Source organism: Pseudomonas sp. TWRC1-2 (assembly GCF_049896685.1).
In the GTDB taxonomy this organism is placed as follows: domain Bacteria; phylum Pseudomonadota; class Gammaproteobacteria; order Pseudomonadales; family Pseudomonadaceae; genus Aquipseudomonas.
The window spans coordinates 259,266-280,322 of sequence record NZ_JAFCUU010000009.1; the positions used below are offsets into that span (position 1 = coordinate 259,266).

16 protein-coding genes are annotated in these 21,057 nt (G+C 60.9%); 5 read left to right on the forward strand and 11 right to left on the reverse strand.

The genetic code is table 11. The features are described from left to right. Together ACP7B3_RS24675 and ACP7B3_RS24680 are read right to left on the reverse strand one after the other, a co-directional pair. Window positions 1-1,866 (reverse strand): 3-dehydroquinate synthase, encoded by a 1,866-nt coding sequence (locus tag ACP7B3_RS24675; RefSeq protein ID WP_426181488.1) that lies wholly within the window; start codon window positions 1,864-1,866, stop codon window positions 1-3. A 407-nt stretch (window positions 1,867-2,273) separates the two neighbouring features. Further along, a complete protein-coding gene (locus ACP7B3_RS24680; RefSeq protein ID WP_426181491.1) occupies window positions 2,274-3,215 on the reverse strand; it encodes a LysR family transcriptional regulator in 942 nt (313 codons plus the stop codon). A 109-nt stretch (window positions 3,216-3,324) separates the two neighbouring features. Here ACP7B3_RS24680 and ACP7B3_RS24685 point away from each other — a divergent pair, with 109 nt between their 5' ends. Beyond that, entirely contained in the window at window positions 3,325-4,821 is a 1,497-nt protein-coding gene (locus ACP7B3_RS24685) for a CoA-acylating methylmalonate-semialdehyde dehydrogenase (RefSeq protein ID WP_145164803.1), read from the forward strand. Between the two features lie 216 nt (window positions 4,822-5,037). Here ACP7B3_RS24685 and ACP7B3_RS24690 read toward each other — a convergent pair whose 3' ends face one another. Continuing rightward, window positions 5,038-5,340: a DUF6124 family protein gene (locus tag ACP7B3_RS24690; protein WP_145164805.1), complete on the reverse strand. Its 303-nt coding sequence runs from the start codon at window positions 5,338-5,340 to the stop codon at window positions 5,038-5,040. A 512-nt stretch (window positions 5,341-5,852) separates the two neighbouring features. Between ACP7B3_RS24690 and ACP7B3_RS24695 the strand changes: the two genes are divergently transcribed. Both ACP7B3_RS24695 and ACP7B3_RS24700 read left to right on the forward strand, forming a co-directional pair. Beyond that, complete coding sequence (locus ACP7B3_RS24695) at window positions 5,853-6,791, forward strand: pectate lyase (protein ID WP_145164807.1); 939 nt, start codon at window positions 5,853-5,855, stop codon at window positions 6,789-6,791. Window positions 6,792-7,041: 250 nt separating this feature from the next. Then, a complete protein-coding gene (locus tag ACP7B3_RS24700; RefSeq protein WP_242198551.1) occupies window positions 7,042-8,289 on the forward strand; it encodes a glycoside hydrolase family 68 protein in 1,248 nt (415 codons plus the stop codon). Window positions 8,290-8,340: 51 nt separating this feature from the next. Here ACP7B3_RS24700 and ACP7B3_RS24705 read toward each other — a convergent pair whose 3' ends face one another. From ACP7B3_RS24705 to xylA, 4 genes are all read right to left on the reverse strand, one after another. Continuing rightward, window positions 8,341-9,477, reverse strand: coding sequence for a sugar ABC transporter permease (locus ACP7B3_RS24705; RefSeq protein ID WP_416363239.1), 1,137 nt, complete (start codon window positions 9,475-9,477; stop codon window positions 8,341-8,343). Continuing rightward, the gene (xylG, locus tag ACP7B3_RS24710; protein ID WP_262207299.1) at window positions 9,478-11,022 is read right to left on the reverse strand and encodes a D-xylose ABC transporter ATP-binding protein; all 1,545 of its coding nucleotides are present in this window, start codon (window positions 11,020-11,022) and stop codon (window positions 9,478-9,480) included. 5 nt (window positions 11,023-11,027) lie between these two features. Beyond that, complete coding sequence (gene xylF, locus ACP7B3_RS24715) at window positions 11,028-12,029, reverse strand: D-xylose ABC transporter substrate-binding protein (protein ID WP_145164815.1); 1,002 nt, start codon at window positions 12,027-12,029, stop codon at window positions 11,028-11,030. A gap of 230 nt (window positions 12,030-12,259) precedes the next feature. Next, complete coding sequence (gene xylA / locus ACP7B3_RS24720; RefSeq protein ID WP_145164817.1) at window positions 12,260-13,576, reverse strand: xylose isomerase; 1,317 nt, start codon at window positions 13,574-13,576, stop codon at window positions 12,260-12,262. A 140-nt stretch (window positions 13,577-13,716) separates the two neighbouring features. Here xylA and ACP7B3_RS24725 point away from each other — a divergent pair, with 140 nt between their 5' ends. Continuing rightward, a complete protein-coding gene (locus ACP7B3_RS24725) occupies window positions 13,717-14,895 on the forward strand; it encodes a XylR family transcriptional regulator (RefSeq protein ID WP_145164819.1) in 1,179 nt (392 codons plus the stop codon). Continuing rightward, complete coding sequence (locus tag ACP7B3_RS24730) at window positions 14,895-15,266, forward strand: imm11 family protein (RefSeq protein ID WP_426181497.1); 372 nt, start codon at window positions 14,895-14,897, stop codon at window positions 15,264-15,266. The genes ACP7B3_RS24725 and ACP7B3_RS24730 overlap by 1 nt, the downstream gene beginning before the upstream one ends. Window positions 15,267-15,311: 45 nt before the next feature. Here the strand turns inward: ACP7B3_RS24730 and ACP7B3_RS24735 are convergent, their stop codons facing one another. The 4 genes from ACP7B3_RS24735 to ACP7B3_RS24750 all read right to left on the reverse strand — a co-directional run bounded on the left by ACP7B3_RS24735 (window position 15,312) and on the right by ACP7B3_RS24750 (window position 21,052). Next, the gene (locus tag ACP7B3_RS24735) at window positions 15,312-16,577 is read right to left on the reverse strand and encodes a carbohydrate porin (protein ID WP_426181499.1); all 1,266 of its coding nucleotides are present in this window, start codon (window positions 16,575-16,577) and stop codon (window positions 15,312-15,314) included. 58 nt (window positions 16,578-16,635) lie between these two features. Continuing rightward, entirely contained in the window at window positions 16,636-19,044 is a 2,409-nt protein-coding gene (locus tag ACP7B3_RS24740) for a glucose/quinate/shikimate family membrane-bound PQQ-dependent dehydrogenase (RefSeq protein ID WP_426181502.1), read from the reverse strand. A gap of 281 nt (window positions 19,045-19,325) precedes the next feature. Continuing rightward, complete coding sequence (locus ACP7B3_RS24745; RefSeq protein ID WP_426181505.1) at window positions 19,326-20,213, reverse strand: proline iminopeptidase-family hydrolase; 888 nt, start codon at window positions 20,211-20,213, stop codon at window positions 19,326-19,328. 80 nt (window positions 20,214-20,293) lie between these two features. Next, entirely contained in the window at window positions 20,294-21,052 is a 759-nt protein-coding gene (locus ACP7B3_RS24750; protein ID WP_426181508.1) for a helix-turn-helix transcriptional regulator, read from the reverse strand. Window positions 21,053-21,057: the final 5 nt, after the last annotated feature.

Here is a 21,057-nt window from a genome sequence, read left to right on the forward strand (position 1 = left end):
TCATTGTGCGTAACCCTCGCCCAGCGTCAGCGCTGCTTCGCTTGCAGTCGACAAGCGTTGCAGCGCGACCTCCATCGTCGCGCTGTCGATTTCATGCAGGTCCACCGACTGGCCGATGCGGTTGAGCATGGGGATCGACAGTTGCCCGCCCAGGTGCTGGCGGAACTCCTCCAGGCCCAGCAACAGCGGCGAGCGACCCTGCGCATCTTTCAAGGCCAGCTCCGGCGGGCACAGGTTGAAGCCCAGTTTGCGCAGCAGGCTCATCACACGCTCAGTGTCGGTATCGCTCAACAACCCCAAGGCATTCGCATACAGCCCATCCAACGCCATGCCCACCGCGACCGCTTCGCCATGGCGCAGCCGGTGGTGGCTGAGGTTTTCCAATTTGTGCGCGGCCCAGTGGCCGTAATCCAGCGGCCGACCGTTGCCGCGTTCGAACGGGTCGCCGGCGCCGGTGATGTGCGCCAGGTGCAGCTCGGCGCAGCGGCGAATCGCATGGCGGCTGGCCGGGTGATCAAAACGGGCGAGGGCATCGGCGTGTTGTTCCATCCACGCGAAGAACGCCTGGTCCTTGATCAGCGCCACCTTGACCGCTTCGGCCAGCCCGGTGATCTGGTCGCGGCGGGTGAGGCTGGTGAGCAGTTGGAAGTCGTTGATCACCGCCGTGGCAGGGTAGAAGGCACCCAGCAGGTTCTTCTGGCCGAAGGCATTGATGCCGTTTTTCACGCCGATGCCGGCGTCGTTCTGGGCCAGCACCGTGCTGGGGATACGGATCAGGCGAATGCCACGGTGGAAGGTGGCGCAGGCGTAGCCCACCGCATCCAGGACCGCGCCGCCGCCCAGGGCCAGCACGTAGCAATGCCGGTCCAGCCCGTGTTGCAGCATGTCGGTGTAGAGCTGCTCCAGCACGCGTGAGGTTTTGCTCAGTTCACCCGCCGGCACGGCGATGGGGGCGGTTTGCAAATGCAGGTCTGCATGGGCGGCGAAATAGGCGTCGATTTGCGCCAGCAATTGCGGGGCGCTGTGCAGCAGTTGCGCATCGGCGAACACCATTACCGTCACCGGCGCCTCGTGCTGGGTAACGAGCGCGCGGTGCAGGCACGGGTTGAGCGGATCAAACACGTGATCGGTGAACATCACCGGGTAGTCGTAACTGACCTCGAACCGTCCGCGCAGCGGCTGCTGCCCATCGGGTTTGCGTTTGAGCAGGCTGTAACCGGCCATAAACGCCAGCGGCAGCACCATGCTGGCGAGGAGGGTGACCAGCAGCGAGTTCTGCTCGATCAGCAGCGTGCCGATGGCGGTGTAAGCCAGTGCCAGTCCGGCGTTGGCCAGGGTGGTGATCAGCAAGAATGCGCGCAGCGGGTAGCGTTGCATGCCGGCGGCCACCACCGAGGTTTCCGCCAGCACCGGCACGCCGCGCAGGCAAATCAGCGACAACGTGCCCAGCCGATACGCCAACTGCCCAGGCTGACGCTGAGGCAAGCCAAGGCGGCCGGACAGCAAGCGCAAATAGCCGGCGCCAAGCGCATAGCCCAACCCGGCGCCCAGGCACAGCCCAATGAAAATCACCAGGTAACCGCCAAGGCTGCCGAGCATGGCCACCGCCAGCAACGCCACCAGGCTTGACGGCACCGGCAACACCACATCGAGGGCGAGCAGGGCGAGCAGCAGCAGTGCCAGGTTGAATGCCTGGGCAGGCGTCGAAGGTTGGTACAGGTTGAGGTGAATCAGGAAGTCCTGGATCTGTTGTTCAAACAACAGGAAGCTGGCGATCACCAGCACAGCAAAGCCTATCAACGACAGCCAAAAATATTCGGCTGGCCCCTTTTTCGAGAACGCACGATACCACCGGCTGCGCTTCATCAAAGCATCCCTTTTGAGAGTTAAGACTAAGTTCCGTGTCAGTGTTAAGCGCTGTTTTCAGAGCAATAGAGTTCCTCGCCCGTCGGGCTGGTTGTGTGCGTAATGGCTGATGGCTTTCACGGTATTCATGAACGTAGCCGGTTGTGGTTTTTTTGCAAGTTTGCGCCGCAAGGAGTTTAAAATCGGCAGGTTGGAGAGGTTTACACAGCGATATTTATCTATGTTTTACAATTAGTTGTATGGCTTTTTTTAAAGCGTCAAGAACCCGTTGTTGCAGGCGTTGGCAAGTAACAAGTTCAATACAAGGTCTTAACGTTGGTTATTTGGATTATTGCCGCTGGCTATAAGTCGTTCGGCACTAAGTGCTTGTCGAGAATGGTTCCGCTTAAGTCGTCTGCATAAGTGTGTTACTTACCCATGAACCGAAAACCGCCGGACAACTTATCCTTTAGATAGCCAACTAACGTACTGACCGATTTAGGTACATGGGGCGAGTACGGTCGAATCAGGTAAATCTCATCGGCAAACGCGCCCTTAAGCGTCCAGCCCTTGAGCACCTGCACCAACTTGCCACTGGCCAGTGCGGCCTGCGCGCTGAAATCCGGGAGCAGGGCGATGCCCAGGTGGTTCACCGCCGAGTCGCGCAGCGCTTCACTGTTATTGGTCGAAAAACTCCCAGCGATCGGCACGGTCACCCGTTCAACCTGTTTGCCGCCGCGTTCAAAGGTCCACGCCGGCTGGTCGGTGCCCCGCGGGTAGTACAGGCAGTTATGCGCGGTGAGGTCGCCAGGTTCGCGCGGTTCGCCGTGCTGTTGCAGGTACTCGCGCGTGGCGACCAGCACCGAGCCGGTGTCGCACAGCTTCCACGCCACATGGGTTTCCGGCACCTGGAAGCCGTGCCGTACCGCCAGGTCGTAGCCTTCGGCCGCCAGCGAACTCAAGGCATCCGAGACGTCCAGCTGGATGCGCACCTGCGGGTAAAGCTGCAGGAACTCGGACAGGTGCGGCACCAACTGCTGGCGGGCAAACGCCACCGGCGCGGTGAGGCGCACCAGGCCGCGAATTTCCCCGGCAGCGTCGCGCACCGACGAGAAACTACGCGCGATGTGCGCATAGGCGCTGCGCACTTCGCGGGTCAGTGACAGGCCCGCATCGGTCAGCCGCACGCTGCGCGTGGTGCGGGTGACCAGCCGGGTGCCGGTGGCTTTCTCCAGGTCTGAAATGCGCTGGCTGACGGCGGACTTGCTCACCCCCAGGCGCGCGGCGGCGGCGGTGTAGGTGCCTTGCTCCTCAAGCACCGACAACCAATGAATGTGGGTCCACAGCCCTTCGATCTCAGCCTTTTCCATGATTCTATTGTTCGCCTGTAAGGACAATAAGTTCTGGATTCTGCTCTGGTTCGGAACAAACTGAAAGCCTATCGTGGGCTCCAACGTTACCGACCTGGGATCAACTGCCATGCGCACCATCGAGCATTACATCAACGACCAGCGCGTTTCTCGCGATGATCGCTATCAGGACGTCTACAACCCGGCCACCGGTGAGGTGACCGCTCGCGTGGCCTTGGCCAGCCGCCAGACCGTGGGCGAGGCCGTCGCCGCTGCCCAGGCCGCCTTCGCCGGTTGGGCCGACACCCCGCCGATCCGCCGTGCCCGCGTACTGTTCCAATACCTGCACCTGCTGCGTGAACGCAAGGACGACCTGGCGCGCATCATCGTCGCCGAACACGGCAAGGTGTTCACCGACGCCCAGGGCGAAGTCGACCGGGGCATCGACATCCTCGAGTTCGCATGCGGCATTCCCAACCTGCTCAAGGGTGAACATTCCGACCAGGTGTCGCGTGGCATGGACAACTGGACGATGCGCCAGCCTTTGGGCGTGGTGGCCGGCGTGACGCCATTCAACTTCCCGGTGATGGTGCCGATGTGGATGTACCCGATCGCCATCGCGGCGGGCAACACCTTCATCCTCAAGCCCAGCCCGACCGACCCGAGCGCCTCGCTGTTCATGGCTGAGTTGCTGCGCGAAGCCGGCTTGCCCAACGGCGTGTTCAACGTGGTGCAGGGCGACAAGGAAGCGGTGGATGCCCTGCTCGAACACCCGGACGTCAAGGCCGTGAGCTTTGTCGGCTCCACGCCGATTGCGCAATACATCTACGAGACCGGCGCGCGCAACGGCAAGCGCGTGCAAGGCCTGGGCGGCGCGAAAAACCACATGGTGGTGATGCCCGATGCGGACATCGAAAAAACCGTCGACGCATTGATGGGCGCCGCCTACGGCAGTGCCGGCGAGCGCTGCATGGCGATATCGGTGGCGGTGCTGGTGGGTGATGTGGGCGATAAAGTCATCGCTGCCTTGACCGAGCGCGCGAAGACATTGCGCATCACCGACGGCCGCGATTTGAAAGCCGAGATGGGCCCGATCGTCTCGCGTGCCGCACTGGAACGCATCAGCGGCTACATCGAACAAGGCGTGCAGGCCGGCGCGCAATTGCTGCTCGATGGCCGTGACTACGTGCCCACCGAACCGGGCCTGGAAAACGGCTTCTGGCTCGGCGCAACCTTGTTCGACCACGTGACGAAAGACATGAGCATCTACCGCGAAGAAATCTTCGGCCCGGTGCTGGCCTGCGTGCGCGTGAATGACTTCGGCGAGGCGATCAAGCTGGTCAACGACCACGAGTTCGGCAACGGCGTGAGCTGCTTTACCCGCGACGGCAACATTGCTCGCGAGTTTGCACGGCGTATCGAAGTGGGCATGGTCGGTATCAACGTGCCGATCCCGGTGCCGATGGCCTGGCACGGCTTTGGTGGCTGGAAGAAGAGCTTGTTTGGCGACATGCATGCCTACGGCACTGAAGGCGTGCGCTTTTATACCAAGCAGAAATCGATCATGCAGCGCTGGTCGGAGAGCATCGAGCAGGGCGCGGAGTTTGCGATGCCGGTGTCCAAATAGTTCGATAACACCGCAGATCAACTGAGGGAAATCTACTGTGGGAGCGGGCTCGCTCGCGAAGGCGGTGTGCCAGCCAGCTCATGTGTGACTGACCCAACGCATTCGCGAGCAAGCCCGCTCCCACAATTTGACCGAGTTCAACTGCCAGCCCCGTGGTGCTCTGCGTTTCTGTGGGAGCTGGCAAGCCAGCTCCCACACTTTTTTGACCGTGTTTATTCAGGCCGTGGTTTTTGTCGGGTTCAGGCACTCAATGGAGCGATCCACCGTCGTCCTGGCCATCTCCAGCAAATGCCACACCGCCAGAATCTTCGCCCGCTCGGGGTTTGGCAGCAGCTCGCTGCAATTGAGGGTGGTGGCCGACGCGCTGTCGAGCAGGCTCGCGGTGTAGAGCAGGGCGTCTTCGAAGCTCAAGTCTTCGATGGGAACACCCTGGGCAGGCAGGTAATGGTCGATGGCGCGGTTGAATGCGGCGCGGGCCTTGGCTGAACTGAGGGGTGGGTCGGGGACGACTTTATTCATGGTGTAACTCCTATTGAACAGGGAAGCTACCGCCAACGCTGCTAAACGAGGGTGGCAGCTGTACGCGGGTTAGCAGACCGGTCAATAGGAAAACCAGCGCACCCGAAGGTGCCCCACGCACAGCCACCATAAAAGCAGAAGTGAACCGTGTGCGTATTGAAGTCAGGCTGCTAAACCCGGTCGCTGAAATGCAGCGACGGACCGCAGACTAGCCACCGATTCCAACAGGCACAAGGCGGCGGGGATTGTCTAGGAAACGTCCTGCGATTAAAAGCGACGCGCCTTGCTGGCCTTTTAAAAACCAGAAAAAAAGCCATTTCCTACTCATTGGTGGTGCTCGTGGGTTGACCGCGTACTGAATGCCCGCTACTGTATATAAACACAGTGTTTAAGCGCTGATCAGCCAAAACCGGCGTTACCAGCCACGCCGAACACTGTGTGCAAGTTAACGGATTAACTTGAATGCACAGGCTCGCACTGTCGAGCCGCTTTTTATGAAAGAGAGGGAACTCATGTCGTATCCAGAAAGCAAGCTCATCGGCTTGACCGGTTTCGCCCTTGCGGCAAAAGTCACTGGTGGCTGGGCGGGCCAGGTGGTCAGTATCACCACGCTGGACCAACTCAAGGCCAATATTGGTGACACCACCCCGCGGGTGCTGGTGATCAACAGCAATATCTCGGCGTCGAGCCTGACCAAAGTGAACATGGGCGCCAACAAGACCCTGATCGGCTCCTTCCAGAACCGTACGCTGGAGAACATCCACCTGCGTGCCACGGCGCAGTCGCAGAATATTATTCTGCAGAACATTATCTTCAAGCATTCGGCAAGTATTAAGGCCAATGACGATATCCAGGTGTACCTGAACTACGGCAGTAAATACTGGATCGACCATTGCTCTTTTGTCGGCCACACCTGGTCCACCACGGACGGCAGTGAAGATAAACTGGTGTATATCGGCGAAAAGGCCGACTACGCCACCATCAGCAACTGCTTTTTTGGCAACCACAAATACGGCTTGATCTTCGGCCACCCAGCCGATGACAACAACGCAGCTTTCAATGGTTACCCGCGTCTTACGCTGTGCCATAACCGCTTCGACAACATGGAAGTGCGCGCGCCGGGTTTGATGCGTTACGGTTATTTTCACGTGTATAACAACTACGTGAATAACTTTCACCTGGGTTTTACCCTGGCGCAGAACGCCAATATCCTTTCTGAAAGTAATTACTTCGGCGAGGGCAGCCAGAATAACGGCATGTTGGACGATAAAGGCACTGGTACGTTCACCGACACCAACAGTGTGCCCAGCATCACCAACCAGAAGTCGCCTAACGCCCAGTGGACAGCGCGTTCCAACTATAACTACACCTTGAAAACCGCAGCGCAGGCCAAGGATTTCACGCAAAAGAATGCTGGGGCTCAGGCGGTAGCGCTGGTGTTTGGTAGTTGAGCAGCTCACTGTCTATTGATCGGTAATTTATGAAGCGTGCCACTGTATTTATATCAAGGATATAAATACAGTGGTGGCACTTGTGACTTAAATAATTCTTAATGTTGTCATCAATAGGCTTCATGTTAAACCTTGTTTTGCACATATAGAGCCAACTACGGCTCGCTCTTTTCAGTCGCAATGCAGTTGCCGGCTGTCAGTGTTATTTAATCTTCGCTTGTCACTAAAGCGTCAGTAAAAGGACATCATCATGAAACCTGCGAATCACACACCCACTCGCTGGACTCGGGCCGATGCGCTAAAAGTTAATGAAAATGACCCGACGACTACACAGCCGTTAGTGAGTCCTGACTTCCCTGTCATGAGTGACACCGTGTTTATTTGGGACACCATGCCATTGCGTGAACTGGATGGCACGGTGGTATCGGTTAATGGTTGGTCGGTTATCTTCACGTTGACCGCAGACCGTCGCCCGCATGATCCACAATTTATCAATGCCGATGGCCGTTACGATATCAAGCGTGATTGGGAAGACCGCCACGGCCATGCGCGCATGTGCTACTGGTACTCGCGCACCGGCAAGGACTGGATCTTCGGTGGCCGCGTGATGGCCGAAGGGGTTTCGCCGACCACCCGCGAATGGGCAGGTACGCCGATCCTGCTCAACAACCACGGCGATATCGACCTGTATTACACCTGCGTAACGCCGGGGGCCACGATTGCCAAGGTCAGGGGCCGGGTCGTCACGTCGGACAGCGGCGTTACGCTTGAGGGCTTCACTGACGTCAAGTCGCTGTTCGAGGCGGATGGCACGTATTACCAGACCGAAGCGCAGAATGCGACGTGGAACTTTCGCGACCCCAGCCCGTTTATCGACCCCAACGACGGCAAGTTGTACATGGTGTTTGAAGGCAATGTCGCGGGCGAGCGCGGTACTCACGAAGTAGGCCCTGATGAACTCGGCCTGGTGCCACCTGGCCATGAAGACGTCGGCGGTGCGCGGTATCAGGTCGGTTGCATTGGCATTGCCGTGGCCAAGGACCTCAACGGTGACGAATGGGAAATCCTGCCGCCACTGGTGACGGCGGTGGGCGTGAACGATCAAACCGAACGCCCGCATTATGTGTTCCAGGACAACAAGTACTACCTGTTCACCATCAGCCACAAGTTCACCTACGCCGACGGCGTGACCGGGCCGGATGGCGTCTACGGGTTTGTTGGCGATCATCTGTTTGGTCCCTACACGCCGATGAATGGCTCGGGGCTGGTACTTGGCAACCCACCGTCGCAACCTTTCCAAACCTATTCGCATTGCGTGATGCCCAATGGCCTGGTGACGTCGTTTATCGACAGCGTGCCCACCACCGGCGATGACTACCGTATCGGCGGCACCGAGGCGCCCACCGTGAGGATTGTATTGAAGGGGGACCGTTCGTTTGTGCAGGAGGCCTACGATTACGGTTACATCCCGGCAATGCGTGATGTTGTGCTGAGCTAGACCGGCCAAAAAGAAGCCACTCATTCGAGTGGCTTTTTTTATGGCTGTGATTCAGCGCCGCCCGGCCCGCGTACTCACATCCACCCACACCGCCAGCACCAGAATGCTGCCCTTTACGATCATCTGCCAGTAACTGTCCACATCCAGCATCGACATGCCGTTATCCAGGCTGGTAATCACCAGCGCGCCGAGCAGGGCGCCATACACCGTGCCCGAGCCACCGCGCATCGAGGTGCCGCCGATAAAGCACGCGGCGATGGCATCCAGTTCGCCCATGTTGCCCGCCGACGGTGAGCCCGCCGCGAGGCGCGCGGTGTTGACCAGGCCGGCGAGGGCGCACATCACGCCCATGATGCCGAAGATCCACAGCTTCACCGCCTGCACGTTGATGCCCGACAGCCGCGTGGCTTCCATGTTGCTGCCCACCGCATACACGCGGCGGCCGAACACGGTCTGGCTGGTGACGTAGCTGAATACGCCGAGCAGCACCAGCAACAACAGCACCGGAACCGGGATGCCGTCGTAGCTGTTGAGGGTGGTGACGAACCCGGCGAGTACCGCGCCAATCACCGCCACGCGCAGCCCATCACGCATCAGGGAGTGCGCAGCCAGGCTGTGCAGGGCGCGGTTACGCCGTTGTTTCCAAGTGAGGAACAGGGTTAGAGCGAACAGCAAAATCCCAAGGCCGATACCCACGCTGTGCGGCAAATACCCCTGGCCCACATACACCAGCGACGGCGACACCGGCGCGATGGTGGTGCCGCCGGTAATCCCCAGCAGAATCCCGCGAAACGCGAGCATGCCGCCCAGGCCGACGATAAACGACGGGATGCGCAGGTAGGCGGTCATGTAACCGTTGGCCAGCCCGAGCATCAGGCCGCAAAGTGCCACCAGGCTGAGGTTGGCCAGCAGCGGGATGTGATAGACCACATCCAGAATCGCCGCGAGCCCGCCCAGCAATCCGAGCAGTGAACCCACCGACAAATCGATCTCGCCGCTGATGATCACCAGCACCATGCCGCACGCCAGGATGCCAGTTATCGACATCTGCCGCAGCAAGTTGGAGAGGTTGCGTGGCGTCACGAAACCGCCCTCGGTCTGCCAGCTGAAAAACAGCCAGATAAACGCTACGGCAATCACCAGGGCGAGCATTTTGTAGCGGGTAAACAGCTGTTTGACGTGGTTCATCTACGCGGTCTTCCGATCATTATTGTTATGGCTGAGCGCGGCGGCGAGCACCTGTTCCTGGGTGAGGCCCTGGTTGATGAAATCACCACGCAACTGGCCGTCGCCGATCACCAGCACGCGGTTGGAAACCCCCAGCACCTCGGCCAGCTCCGAGGAGACCATGATGATCGCCACGCCTTCGGCCGCCAGCGCGCACATCAGTGTGTAGATCTCATACTTGGCGCCCACGTCCACCCCACGCGTAGGCTCGTCGAGGATCAGCACCTTGGGCTTGGTCATCAGCATTTTTGCCAGCACGGCCTTTTGCTGATTGCCCCCGGACAGGCTGGTGATCGGCAAAAACGGGCTGGCGGTCTTGAGGTGCATACGCGCGATTTGCTGGTCGATGCTGCCCAGTTCGGCCTCGGCGTCGATGCGGGTCAGGTGCGCATAGCTATCGAGCACCGCCAGGGTGATGTTCTGGCCCACACCCAGGTCGGGAATGATGCCTTGGCGCTTGCGGTCTTCGGGCACCATGCACAGCCCGGCGCGGATCGATTTGAGCGGTGTGCGCGTGTCGATCACCTGGCCATCGAGCCACACCTCGCAGCTGTAGCGGCCGGGGTACGCGCCGAACAGCGCCGACACCAGCTCCGTGCGCCCAGCCCCCACCAGCCCGGCAATGCCGAGGATTTCCCCGCGCCTGAGCACAAAGGAAATATCGTCGACGCGTTTGCGCTTGGGGTTGTCCACGTCATAGCAGGTCACGTTACGTGCTTCGAAAATCACCTCGCCGACCTCGTGAGGCTCGGTGGGGTAGAGGTTGCTCATCTCGCGGCCTACCATCTGGGTGATGATCTGCGGGATATCCATGTCGGCCATGGCGGTGGTAGCGATGTGTTTGCCATCGCGGATCACCGCGATGGTGTCGCACACCGCTGCCACTTCATCGAGCTTGTGCGAGATATACACGCAGGCCACGCCCTTGGCTTTGAGGTCACGGATGATGTCCAGCAGTACGTCGATTTCCGAGCGGGTCAGGGCCGAAGAGGGCTCGTCGAGGATCAACAGGCGCGCCTGTTTGTTCAGGGCCTTGGCGATTTCCACCAGTTGCTGGTAGCCGCCGCCGTACTGTGAAACCGGCAGCGCCACGTTCATGTCCGGCACCTTGAGTTCACGCATCAGTGCCTGCGCACGATGAATCATCGCCGGGTAGTTCATGCGCCCGCCGGGCAGGGTCAGTTCGTGGCCCATAAAGATGTTTTCGGCCACCGACAGGTCCGGCACCAGCGTCAGCTCCTGGTGGATGATGACGATGCCCGCGGCCTCGGTTTCGCTGATCGACTGGGCCTTCAGTGGCTGCCCATCCCAGAGGATTTCACCGTCCCAGGTGCCATACGGGTAAACCGCCGACAGCACCTTCATCAAGGTGGATTTGCCCGCACCGTTTTCACCGCACAGGCCGACACATTCCCCCGGCCGTACCTTGATATCGATGCCGTTCAGTGCCTTGACACCGCCAAAGGTTTTGACGATGCCGTTCATTTGCAGCAAGTAGTCGGCCATGGCGGTCACTGCCCGGCAATCTGCTCTTGGGTATAAAACCCGTCTTTCTCCAGCAGATCGATATTGGCCTTGGTCAACGGCGTAGGCGTGAGCAGGATGGTGTCGACCTTCTTGCTGCCGTTGTCGTATTGCGAGCTGTAGGTGGGTTTCTCATTGCGCGCCAGCTGCACCGAGAGTTTCGCCGCTTCTGAGGCGATCAGTTTGAGCGGCTTATACACGGTCATGGTCTGGGTGCCGTCGATCACGCGCTTGACGGCGGCGAGGTCGGCGTCCTGGCCGGAGATCGGCACTTTGCCCGCGAGTTTCTGCGCGGCCAGGGCCTGGATCGCACCGCCGGCGGTGGCGTCGTTGGAGGCGACGATGGCGTCGATCTTGTTGTCGTTTCGGGTCAGGGCGTTTTCGACGATGCTCAAGGCTTCGGTGGGGTTCCATTCCTTGACCCACTGCTGGCCGACAATCTTGATGTCGCCCTTGTCGATGGCCGGTTGCAGCACTTTCATCTGGCCTTCGCGCAGCACCTTGGCGTTGTTGTCGGTGGGCGCGCCGCCGAGCAGAAAGTAGTTGCCCTTGGGCGCCGCTTGCAGAACACCGTTGGCTTGCATCTCGCCGACTTTTTCATTATCGAAGGAGATGTAGGCGTCGATATCGGCATTGAGGATCAGGCGGTCATAGGACACCACCTTGATACCGGCCTTCTTGGCTTCGGCGACGGCGTTGGTCAGCACGGTGGCGTTGAACGGCACGATAACGATCACATCGACGCCTCGGGAGATGAGGTTTTCGATCTGCGAGATTTGCTTCTGTTCATTGGCATCCGCCGACTGTACGAAGACCTTGGCGTCGAGTTTTTCGGCCGCGGCGACGAAGTAATCACGGTCACGGGACCAGCGTTCCAGGCGCAAATCGTCAATGGAGAAACCGATTTTTGGATGGGCGGAATCGGCCATCACCGGCAGGGCGAGCAGGGCCAGAGCAGTGGCGAGCAAGGTGCGTTTAAATGACTTCATGGTGATGCGTCCTTTTATTGTTGTTGGAAAGACACGGTGTGACGACTGTAGGCGAACAGTGTAGTTGTGGCGAGCGGGCTTGCCCTGCGTTGGGCGGCGCAGCAGTCCCATTCCAGGCGACCCGTTCTACCTGAAATACCGCGGTGTCAGGTTTCAGGGCCGCTTCGCGCCCCAACGCGGGGCAAGCCCGCTCGCCACAACAAGCCCGCTCGCCACAGGCAGACACCCTGTCAGGTATAGATAAACCGGTTGACCACGCCTTCAAGCATCTCCTGCCGGCCACTCACGGCCTGCGGGTTCAGCTCGTGTGCAAAGGCGTGCTCGGCCAGCGACTCCAGGCTGAACTCACCGGCCAATACCGCCCGGCCCAATGGCTGGTTCCAGCCGGCATAACGCTGGTCCTTGAACTGCTGCAGCCGGTCGTTCTGCACCATTGCCGCTGCGCGCTCCAGCGCCAGGGCCAGCACATCCATGGCGGCGACGTGGCCGTGGAACAGGTCGACATCGTCCAGGCTCTGGCGGCGGACTTTGGAATCGAAGTTGTAGCCGCCGTTCTTGAACCCGCCTGCCTTGAGGATTTCGTAGGTGGCCAGGGTCATCTCCTCGACGCTATTGGGGAACTGGTCGGTGTCCCAGCCGTTCTGCGGGTCGCCGCGGTTGGCGTCGATGCTGCCGAAGATCCCGAGGGACACGGCGGTGGCGATCTCATGATGGAAACTATGACCGGCGAGGGTCGCGTGGTTGGCCTCGATATTCACTTTGATCTCGTGTTCCAGGCCGTACTCATGCAGGAAACCGAACACCGTGGCGCTGTCGTAATCGTATTGGTGTTTGGTCGGCTCCTGGGGCTTGGGCTCAATCAACAGGTCGCCCGTAAAGCCGATCTTGTGCTTGTGCTCCACCACCATGCGCATAAAGCGTCCGAGCTGTTCGCGCTCGCGTTTGAGGTCAGTATTGAGCAGGGTTTCGTAGCCCTCGCGGCCGCCCCACAGCACATAGTTGGCACCCTTGAGCCGCAGCGTGGCGTTCATCGCGCTGAACACCTGCGCGGCGGCGTAGGCGAACACCTCCGGGTCCGGGTTGCTGGCAGCGCCGGCGGCAAAGCGCGGGTTGCTGAAGCAGTTGGCGGTGCCCCACAGCAATTTGATACCGGTCTGTTCCTGGTGGCGCTCCAGGTGGTCGACCATTTGCGCAAAATGGTTGCGGTACGCCTTGATCGAGGTGCCTTCGGGTGCGACGTCGGTGTCGTGAAAGCTGTAGTAGTCGATGCCCAGTTTGGAGAAAAACTCGAACGCCGCTTCCGCCTTGCCGATGGCCAGTTCCATCGGGTCGCCGGTGCGCTGCCAGGGGCGCTTGAAGGTGCCTACACCAAACATATCCGCCCCTGGCCACACAAAGGTGTGCCAATAACAGGCTGCCATGCGCAGGTGCTCGCGCATGGGTTTGCCGAGGATGATTTTGTTGGCGTCATAGTGGCGAAAGGCGAGGGCAGAGTCGCTGCTGGGGCCTTCGAAGCGAACCTTCTCGACACCGGGGAAGTACGGCATGGCGATTTCCTTATTGTTCTTGGCGGTGACTCGATACTAGCAACGGCATCGGGACTGCCGATTATGAAAATCACCAAGCCATGGTGCGATTTTGACTAGAGAGGTCTAGGCTGTGGCGACCGGCTTTAAGGATAAAAACAATGAAAACCCTACCGCCTGTTCACCGCATCGCCTTGCTGTTCAATGGCAGCAAGATCTACGACCGGGGCATCATCACCGGCATCGGCAATTACCTGAGCAGCACGCGCGTGTCCTGGGACCTGTTTCTTGAAGAGGACTTTCTGTGTCGCCTCAAGGGCATCGAACGCTGGCAGGGCGACGGCATCATCGCCGACTTTGACGACCCGCTGATCGGCGAGGCGCTGGCCGACATCAAGCTGCCGGTGGTGGCGGTGGGCGGCTCCTATCAGGATGCGCGTGCCTACCCGAAGGGCATTCCCTATGTCGCCACCGACAACCGTGCGTTGATGAAGCTGGCGTATGAGCATTTGATCGAAGCAGGCCTGCGCCGTTTTGCCTGTTTCAGCCTGCCGGAAGCCCAGGCCAATCGCTGGGCCCAGGAGCGTGAGAAAGCCTTCCGCCGTCTGTTGCAACGCGATGGCCTGCACGTGGAGGTCTACCGCGGCCTGGGCACCAGCGCACCGTTGTGGGACAGCGCCGTGGAACAGCAGATTGCCTGGCTGCACAGTTTGCCCAAGCCCATCGGCATCATTGCTGTCACCGACGCCCGCGCACGGCAGCTGCTGCAAGCCTGCCTCACTGCCGGCATTGCCGTGCCGGAAGAAGTCGCATTGATCGGCATCGACAATGACCCGCTGACTCGCACGCTGACGCGCGTGCCGTTGAGTTCAGTCATCCAGGGCACCGAGACCATGGGCCGCACGGCCGCGGCGCTGCTGCACCAGATGCTGCACGGCAAACCCTGCGCGGGCACACAGATTCTGGTGCCGCCGGATGCGATCAATGTGCAGGCGTCCAGCTTGCATCAACCGTTGGGTAACCCGTACGTGATGCAGGCGCTGTTGTTTATCCGCCAGTACGCTTGCCAGGGCATCAAGACCGCCCAAGTGGCGGCCTATGTTGGCGTTTCGCGCTCCTCCCTCGAATCACACTTTCGCAAGGCGCGCGGCTGCAGCGTGCACGATGAGATCCTGCGCTTCAAACTCGCAGCCGCCGCCAAGGGCCTGGAAAACCAAACCCTGGCGATTGCCGACATCGCCGCGCGCTGCGGCTTCAAATCGGCGCAGTACCTGCACACGGTGTTTCGGCGGGAGTTTGGGTGTACGCCGCGTGAGTATCAGCACACAGCGGCTTCATAATGTCGGCAGACGCGGGGAAAGGGATAAGGACATTCGTACTTGAGCCGGTGCACATCGCGAACAAGCACGTTGAGCAAGACTATTTCGTGATGATCATCGAGACGCAGGTTGAGTGCGTTGATCAACAACGCTCGGAATATCAGCGGTATGCCGTGGATGATCCGGTGCGGCCGGACCGGGCGGGGGATTATCGCGGCTTTACCAGGCTCGTTATTGATCCGGTAAACGTGGGTGGCCGAGCTATTTTCAGGCTTAAGCACTATCTGGGGGCAATCATCGTCAGCGAAGAGGTAAAGCGTCGCTTCGAGAGCGCAGGGGTAGTCGGGATGGCGTTTGATTCGGTAAATGGTGACACAACCACTGTGACCTGACAGGCGCGAGACGCAGCTGGCGCTCGCGCCTCGGCCCTTATCCGGTCAGAAAGTGGCCTTCACCTGTAAACCCACTACCAGCGCGTTGTCGATGTTCTCACCGGAAAACGCCCCCGGCTCGATGATGTATTGCACATCCGGGCGCAACGTCAGCCACGGCGTGGCCTGGTAGCCGTAACTGAGTTCGATCAGTTGCTCGGCATTGTTCAGGTTGGGGTAGTCGGTGCCCGCGTTGAACGCCGCCAATTCCTGCACATCCCGACTGCGCGGGTTCGGCACCGCACGGCCATAACCCAGGGCGACGGTGTCGCGCGGGCGGCCTTCGAACGGTTTGTACAGCACCACGCCCGCGCCATACCACTTGCTGAACGGCGAGGCGGCCTCGCTGGCGGCCGAGTATTGGCCGAAGGCATGCAGCACGCGACCGGCTGATGTGCTGGACGCCCACACGGCCTGGTCGATCAGCAGGTAGTGACCGCCGCGCCCGCTGACTTCTTTGTTGCTGCCGATGCGTTTGACGTCGGAGCTGTCGTAGTAATACCCCAGCTTGTATTCACCCGGCAGCGTGCCCGCGTGTTTGTAGACCAGCTCGATCGGTACCACGGTGCCGGTGGTGCGTTTAGGGTCCAGGTGCCAGGCGCGGCTGGAGTTGCCGTTACTGTCCGGGTCGACATTGAACGCTGCCACGCGCAGTTGCCAGGATGGCGAGAAATCGTATTTCACCCGCGCGCCGAGGCGCGCATTCGGGTAGTTGGTCCAGCCGCTGCCGCCGGACATGTTCAATGGGTGGCCGCAGAAACCGGCGTTCATGAAGTTGCACAGGATGCCGCTGTCGAGGCCGCCGAGGTCATTGCCCATGGCCATGTAGCCCAGCTTGACGTTTAGCGCCGGGGTAAACAGCGTGCGTTCGTAGCTCAATTCGGTGAGGCGCGTGTAGAGGCCGCCGTAGTTTTCCTGGATCGGCAGGCGGTTGCCCACCAGGTCTTCGGAGGCGCTGTTGCCGCGCCGGTCGTTGATGGTCAGCTGGATGCGGTCGCCGTTGTTGAAACCGTAGAGCTTGCCCAGGTCGAACTGCACGCCAAGCTTGATGTTTTGCGAGTAGCGCGCCGAACGGTGTTGGCCGCCGTCGGCGTTGTAGGCGGTTTCGCCGCTGTAGTCGCCGGTGAAGCGGATGCCTTGCTCGTCGAGTTCACGGCGCAGGCCGCCCCAGTCGCCGGTCAGGGTGGTGTCGTCGGCTTGAACGGGCAGGGCGGCAGCAAAGGCCAGGCCCAGCACCAGGCGGCCAAGGGGCAGATGAGAAGTGGGGGTCATGCGTGGTTTTCCAGACAAAAAGCGCGGTGCCGGAGGGCGACACCGCGCGAACACGGGGTTATGGCAGGGCGTAGGCGATCACGTAGTCGCCACGGTCAGTGGACTGGCGCGCGCCGCCGGCGGTAATGACGATGTATTGCTTGCCGGTTTTCGGCGACACATAGGTCATCGGGCCGCCTTGGCTGCCTACCGGCAGGCGGGCTTTCCAGACTTCATCACCGTTGCCGCTGTTGAAGGCGCGCAGGTAGAAGTCCTGGGTGCCGGCGATAAAGATCAGGCCGCCCTGGGTGGACAGCGTGCCGCCGAGGGTCGGCAGGCCAATCTTGATCGGCAGGTGCATGCGGATGCCCAGCGGGCCGGTGTCTTCAACCGTGCCCACCGGCACTTGCCAGGCGATCTGCTGGGTCTTCATATCGATGGCGGTCAGGGTGCCGAACGGCGGCGCCTGGCACGGGATGCCGGCCACCGAGAGGAAGCGGTTTTTGTTCACCGCATACGGCGTGCCCTTGAGCGGTACGGCGCCCATGCCGGTGTTCAGCGCTTCGCCACCGGACGAGGCCTGGGCCTTGTTCTGCGACGGGATCATCTGGATCCACAGGCCCAGGCGCATGTCGTTGACGAAGATAAAGCCATGCACCGGGTCGGTGGAAATACTGCCCCAGTTCATGCCGCCCAGGGAGCCTGGGAAACTCAGCGATTTATCGGTGCCCGGCGCGGTGTACAGGCCTTCGTAGCGCATGCCCTTGAAGTCGATACGGCACAGCAACTGGTCGTAGGGCGTGGCGCCCCACATGTCCGATTCGTTCAGGGTTTGCGCGCCGATCTGCGGCATGCCCACCGATTTAGGCTGGGTCAACGAGTACGGCTCGTTGGGAATGTTCGCGGCCTTGACCGGCACTTCCTTGACGTCTGTCAGCGGCTTGCCGGTGGCGCGGTCGAGCACGTAGATCTGCCCGGCCTTGGTGCCGATCACTACAGCCGGTACTGCCTTGTCGCTGCCCGGTGGGGTGAAGTCGATCAAGCTCGGCTGCATCGGCAGGTCGAAGTCCCACAGGTCGTTGTGGACGGTCTGGTACACCCACTTTTCTGCGCCGGTGGAGGCGTCCAGCGCCAGCACCGAGGCGCCGTATTTGTGATTCAGTTGGGTACGTTCAACGCCATAGATGTCGGTGGACGAGCTGCCCATCGGCAGGAAAACCGTGTTCATCAGCGGGTCGTACGACATCGGCGCCCAGCTGTTCGGCGTGCTGCGCACGTAGGTGCTGCCGGCGGCTGGCGCTTGTTTGTCTTCGGGGTTGCCCGGGTCGAAGGCCCAGCGCATTTGGCCGGTGATCACGTCGAAACCACGGATCACGCCGCCGGGCATGTCGGTTTGTACGTTGTCGGCGACGCGGCCACCGACGACAACGGTGGTGCCGGCCATCAACGGTGCCGACGACAATTGGTAGTAGCTGTCCGGCACATCGCCCAGGCCGGCTTTGAGGTCCACTTGGCCGTGGGTGCCGAAGTCTTCGCAGAATTTGCCGGTGTCGGCATCCACCGCGATCAGGCGTGCATCAATGGTGTTGGTCAGCAGGCGACGCTGGCACTGTGCACCGGCCGGCACGCTGGCAGCCATGATCGGCGAGCTGTTGGGTTGGGTCGGCTGGGCAATGGGCGCGGTGGCGTCGAAATACGCCATGCCACGGCAACGCTGCCACACCGCCGATTTGGCGTTGACTTCGTTCTTCCACAGCTCTTTGCCGGTGTCGGCGTCCAGTGCGATCAGGTTGTTGTGCGGTGTGCAGATGAACACCTTGTTGCCGATCTGCAGGGGCGTCAGTTGGTCTTCGGCACCGTTGCCGTCGCTGATGGCAACGTCGCCGGTGTGGTAGGTCCACGCCACTTTGAGCTTGTTGACGGTGTCGCGGTTGATCTGGTCCAGCGCGGCAAAACGGCTGCCGCCTTCGGTGTTGCCGTAGTGGGCCCAGTCTTTCTGCGCGTCGGCGGCAGCCACCGGCGTGATGCCCGGGCCTTTACCGGTAGGAGCCACGCTTGGGTGCGCCACGAACATGTTGCCTGCAGCGACGGCCACGCCCACTGCCAATACGGCAGCAATGCCATACGCGCCGCGAGCCGGCTTGCCGGCCAGCAGCGGATACACCAACGCCACCACCACGCCGATCACCGCAAACATGAACAGCCGCGAGAACAGCGGCCAGTACACCAGCCCTACATCCGCCACCGCCCAGACCGCCGTGCCCACCAGAAAGGCGGCGAACAACCACGCGCCAGCCGGGTTGCGTCGCGCGATCAACAGGCCGGAAACGGCCATGGCCACGCCACCGATCAGGAAGTACCAGGAACCGCCCAGGCTGACCAGTTTGGCGCCGCCAACGGCCAGGGCCACGCCGAGCAGGGCAATGATGATGCCGAGGCCCAGCAGGAGATATCGTGAGGCGCCAGCGGCGCGGGATGCTCGTTTCATGTCGACAGGACTCGAAGGTGAGTGACTAAAGGTCGAATGTTAGCAAGATAAGTAACTGGTTAGTACATTCTACTGGGTAATAGTCTGTTACAGGCTTTGGGATGATGGTGTTGCAAACCGCCTTGAAGTGGCAAGCAGGCTTTTGTGTGGTGAGCAGGCTTGCCCTGCGTTGGGCTGCGAAGCGGCCCCAATAAAAACACCGCGGTCTGCCAGCCAGAACGCGGTGTTTGTTTTCAGGACTGCTTCGCAGCCCAACGCAGGGCAAGCCTGCTCGCCACTCTTCACTCCAGGGAGGCGAGAAACTCGGCTACACACGCCATGCACGCTTCACGCTCTTCAACATGCGGCATATGGCTGGACTGCTCGAAAATCTGCCAGCGCACGTCGCGGATGCCGTCGGCAAACGGCTGCACCGTGGCCGGTGTGGCTTCGTCGAAGCGCCCGGAGATCAGCAGCGTGGGCACCTGGATTCGCGCCAGGCGATCAATGATCGTCCAGTTGCGCATGCTGCCGATCACATGGAACTCAGTGGGACCATTCATCGCGTGGTAGACGGTGGGGTCTTCTTCGATGGCGGCATTGGTGCGCTCAACTTCGGCTGGTATCGGTTGGGTACGGCACACATGGCGCGCGTAAAACACTTCCGCTGCGGCGAGGTATTCAGCGGTGTCGGTGGTGCCGGCGGCTTCATGGCGCAGCAAGGTGGCCTGCACCTCGGGCGGCAACGCCTGGCGCAGTTCATTGGCCGCTTCGCACCACAAGTCCATCGAAGCTGGCGAATTGGCAATAATCAACGCTTTCAAGCCGGCAGGCTGGCGCACCGCGTGCTCGGCGCCGAGCATGCCGCCCCAGGACTGGCCCAGCAGCGCGTAGTCGCTGATCTCAAGGTGCTCGACCAGGTTGTCCAGCTCTGCCAGGAACAGTTCCACGCTCCAGAAATCGACAGAGGCGCCGGGTAAGTGGGTCGAGCGGCCATTGCCGACCTGATCGTAGTGCACCACCGCACGGCCCGTGGCGGCCAGGTCTTTGAAACTGTCGACGTAATCATGGGTGCAGCCCGGGCCGCCGTGGGCGACGATCAAGGGCAGGCGCCCTGAATTCAAGTCGCCGGTGACCCGGAACCACGTCCGATAGCCACGGAAATCGGCATAACCTTCGCGAACCTGCATGTTCTGTACCTCATTGGGATCGATGCGGTACAGGCTAGCCAAAACGGCGCGTCAGGTGCACTGGTAAAAGTGATAGGTTCTCAAACTTCCACCAGCCGGTAATGCAAACCACGCGCCACGGCTTCGACGCGATTGCGCGCACCCAACTTGCGCGCGGCGGCGACCAGGTGCAGGTTGACCGTCGCCTCGGAGCGGTTGAGGGCGGCTGCAATGCACTTGGCCGACAGCCCCTTGGCCGAATGCTGCAGGCACTCGCGCTCGCGCCGGGTGAGGTGAACATGCGTGCAACAGCGCTGCGCCGGTGCCAGCAGTTCGCTGGCCCGGGCCTGGAAGGTGTGTGCCAGTCCCAGCATGTCCCCAAGACTTTGCCGGGCCTGCTGCTCGGCTTGCGCCGGGGTGCCGTCGATGATCGCGGTGAGCGTGGCAAAGCCGCCATCCGGCAAGTGCAGCGGCACCGTCAGGCCGGTGCTCAGGCCGTAGTCCCGGACATAGTGGGCCACCGGGCGATGGGCGTCGGTCAGGGCGACGTTCCACGGGGTGTCGCTGCCGAACGACCACACAAACGGCGTGGTTCTGCGCGCGGCGCATTGCTGCACCGGGTCGATCTGGTAATAGCCGCCTGTGCACCACAGGTCGTGCATGTCCAGCGGTGCATTCAGCGCCTTGAACACCGACGGGGTGATCAGCGCGCCTTCATGGCTGACCGGCACTGGCGCAAAGTCGTAGATCAGCGTGTTGAACCCCAACCGGTTGGTCACCGCCTGCACATGCGCCAGGCACGCATCCAGGCTGGTCAGGTGGGCGAGTTGCTCGCTGAATATCATCAGGTCGGTTTGCATGACGC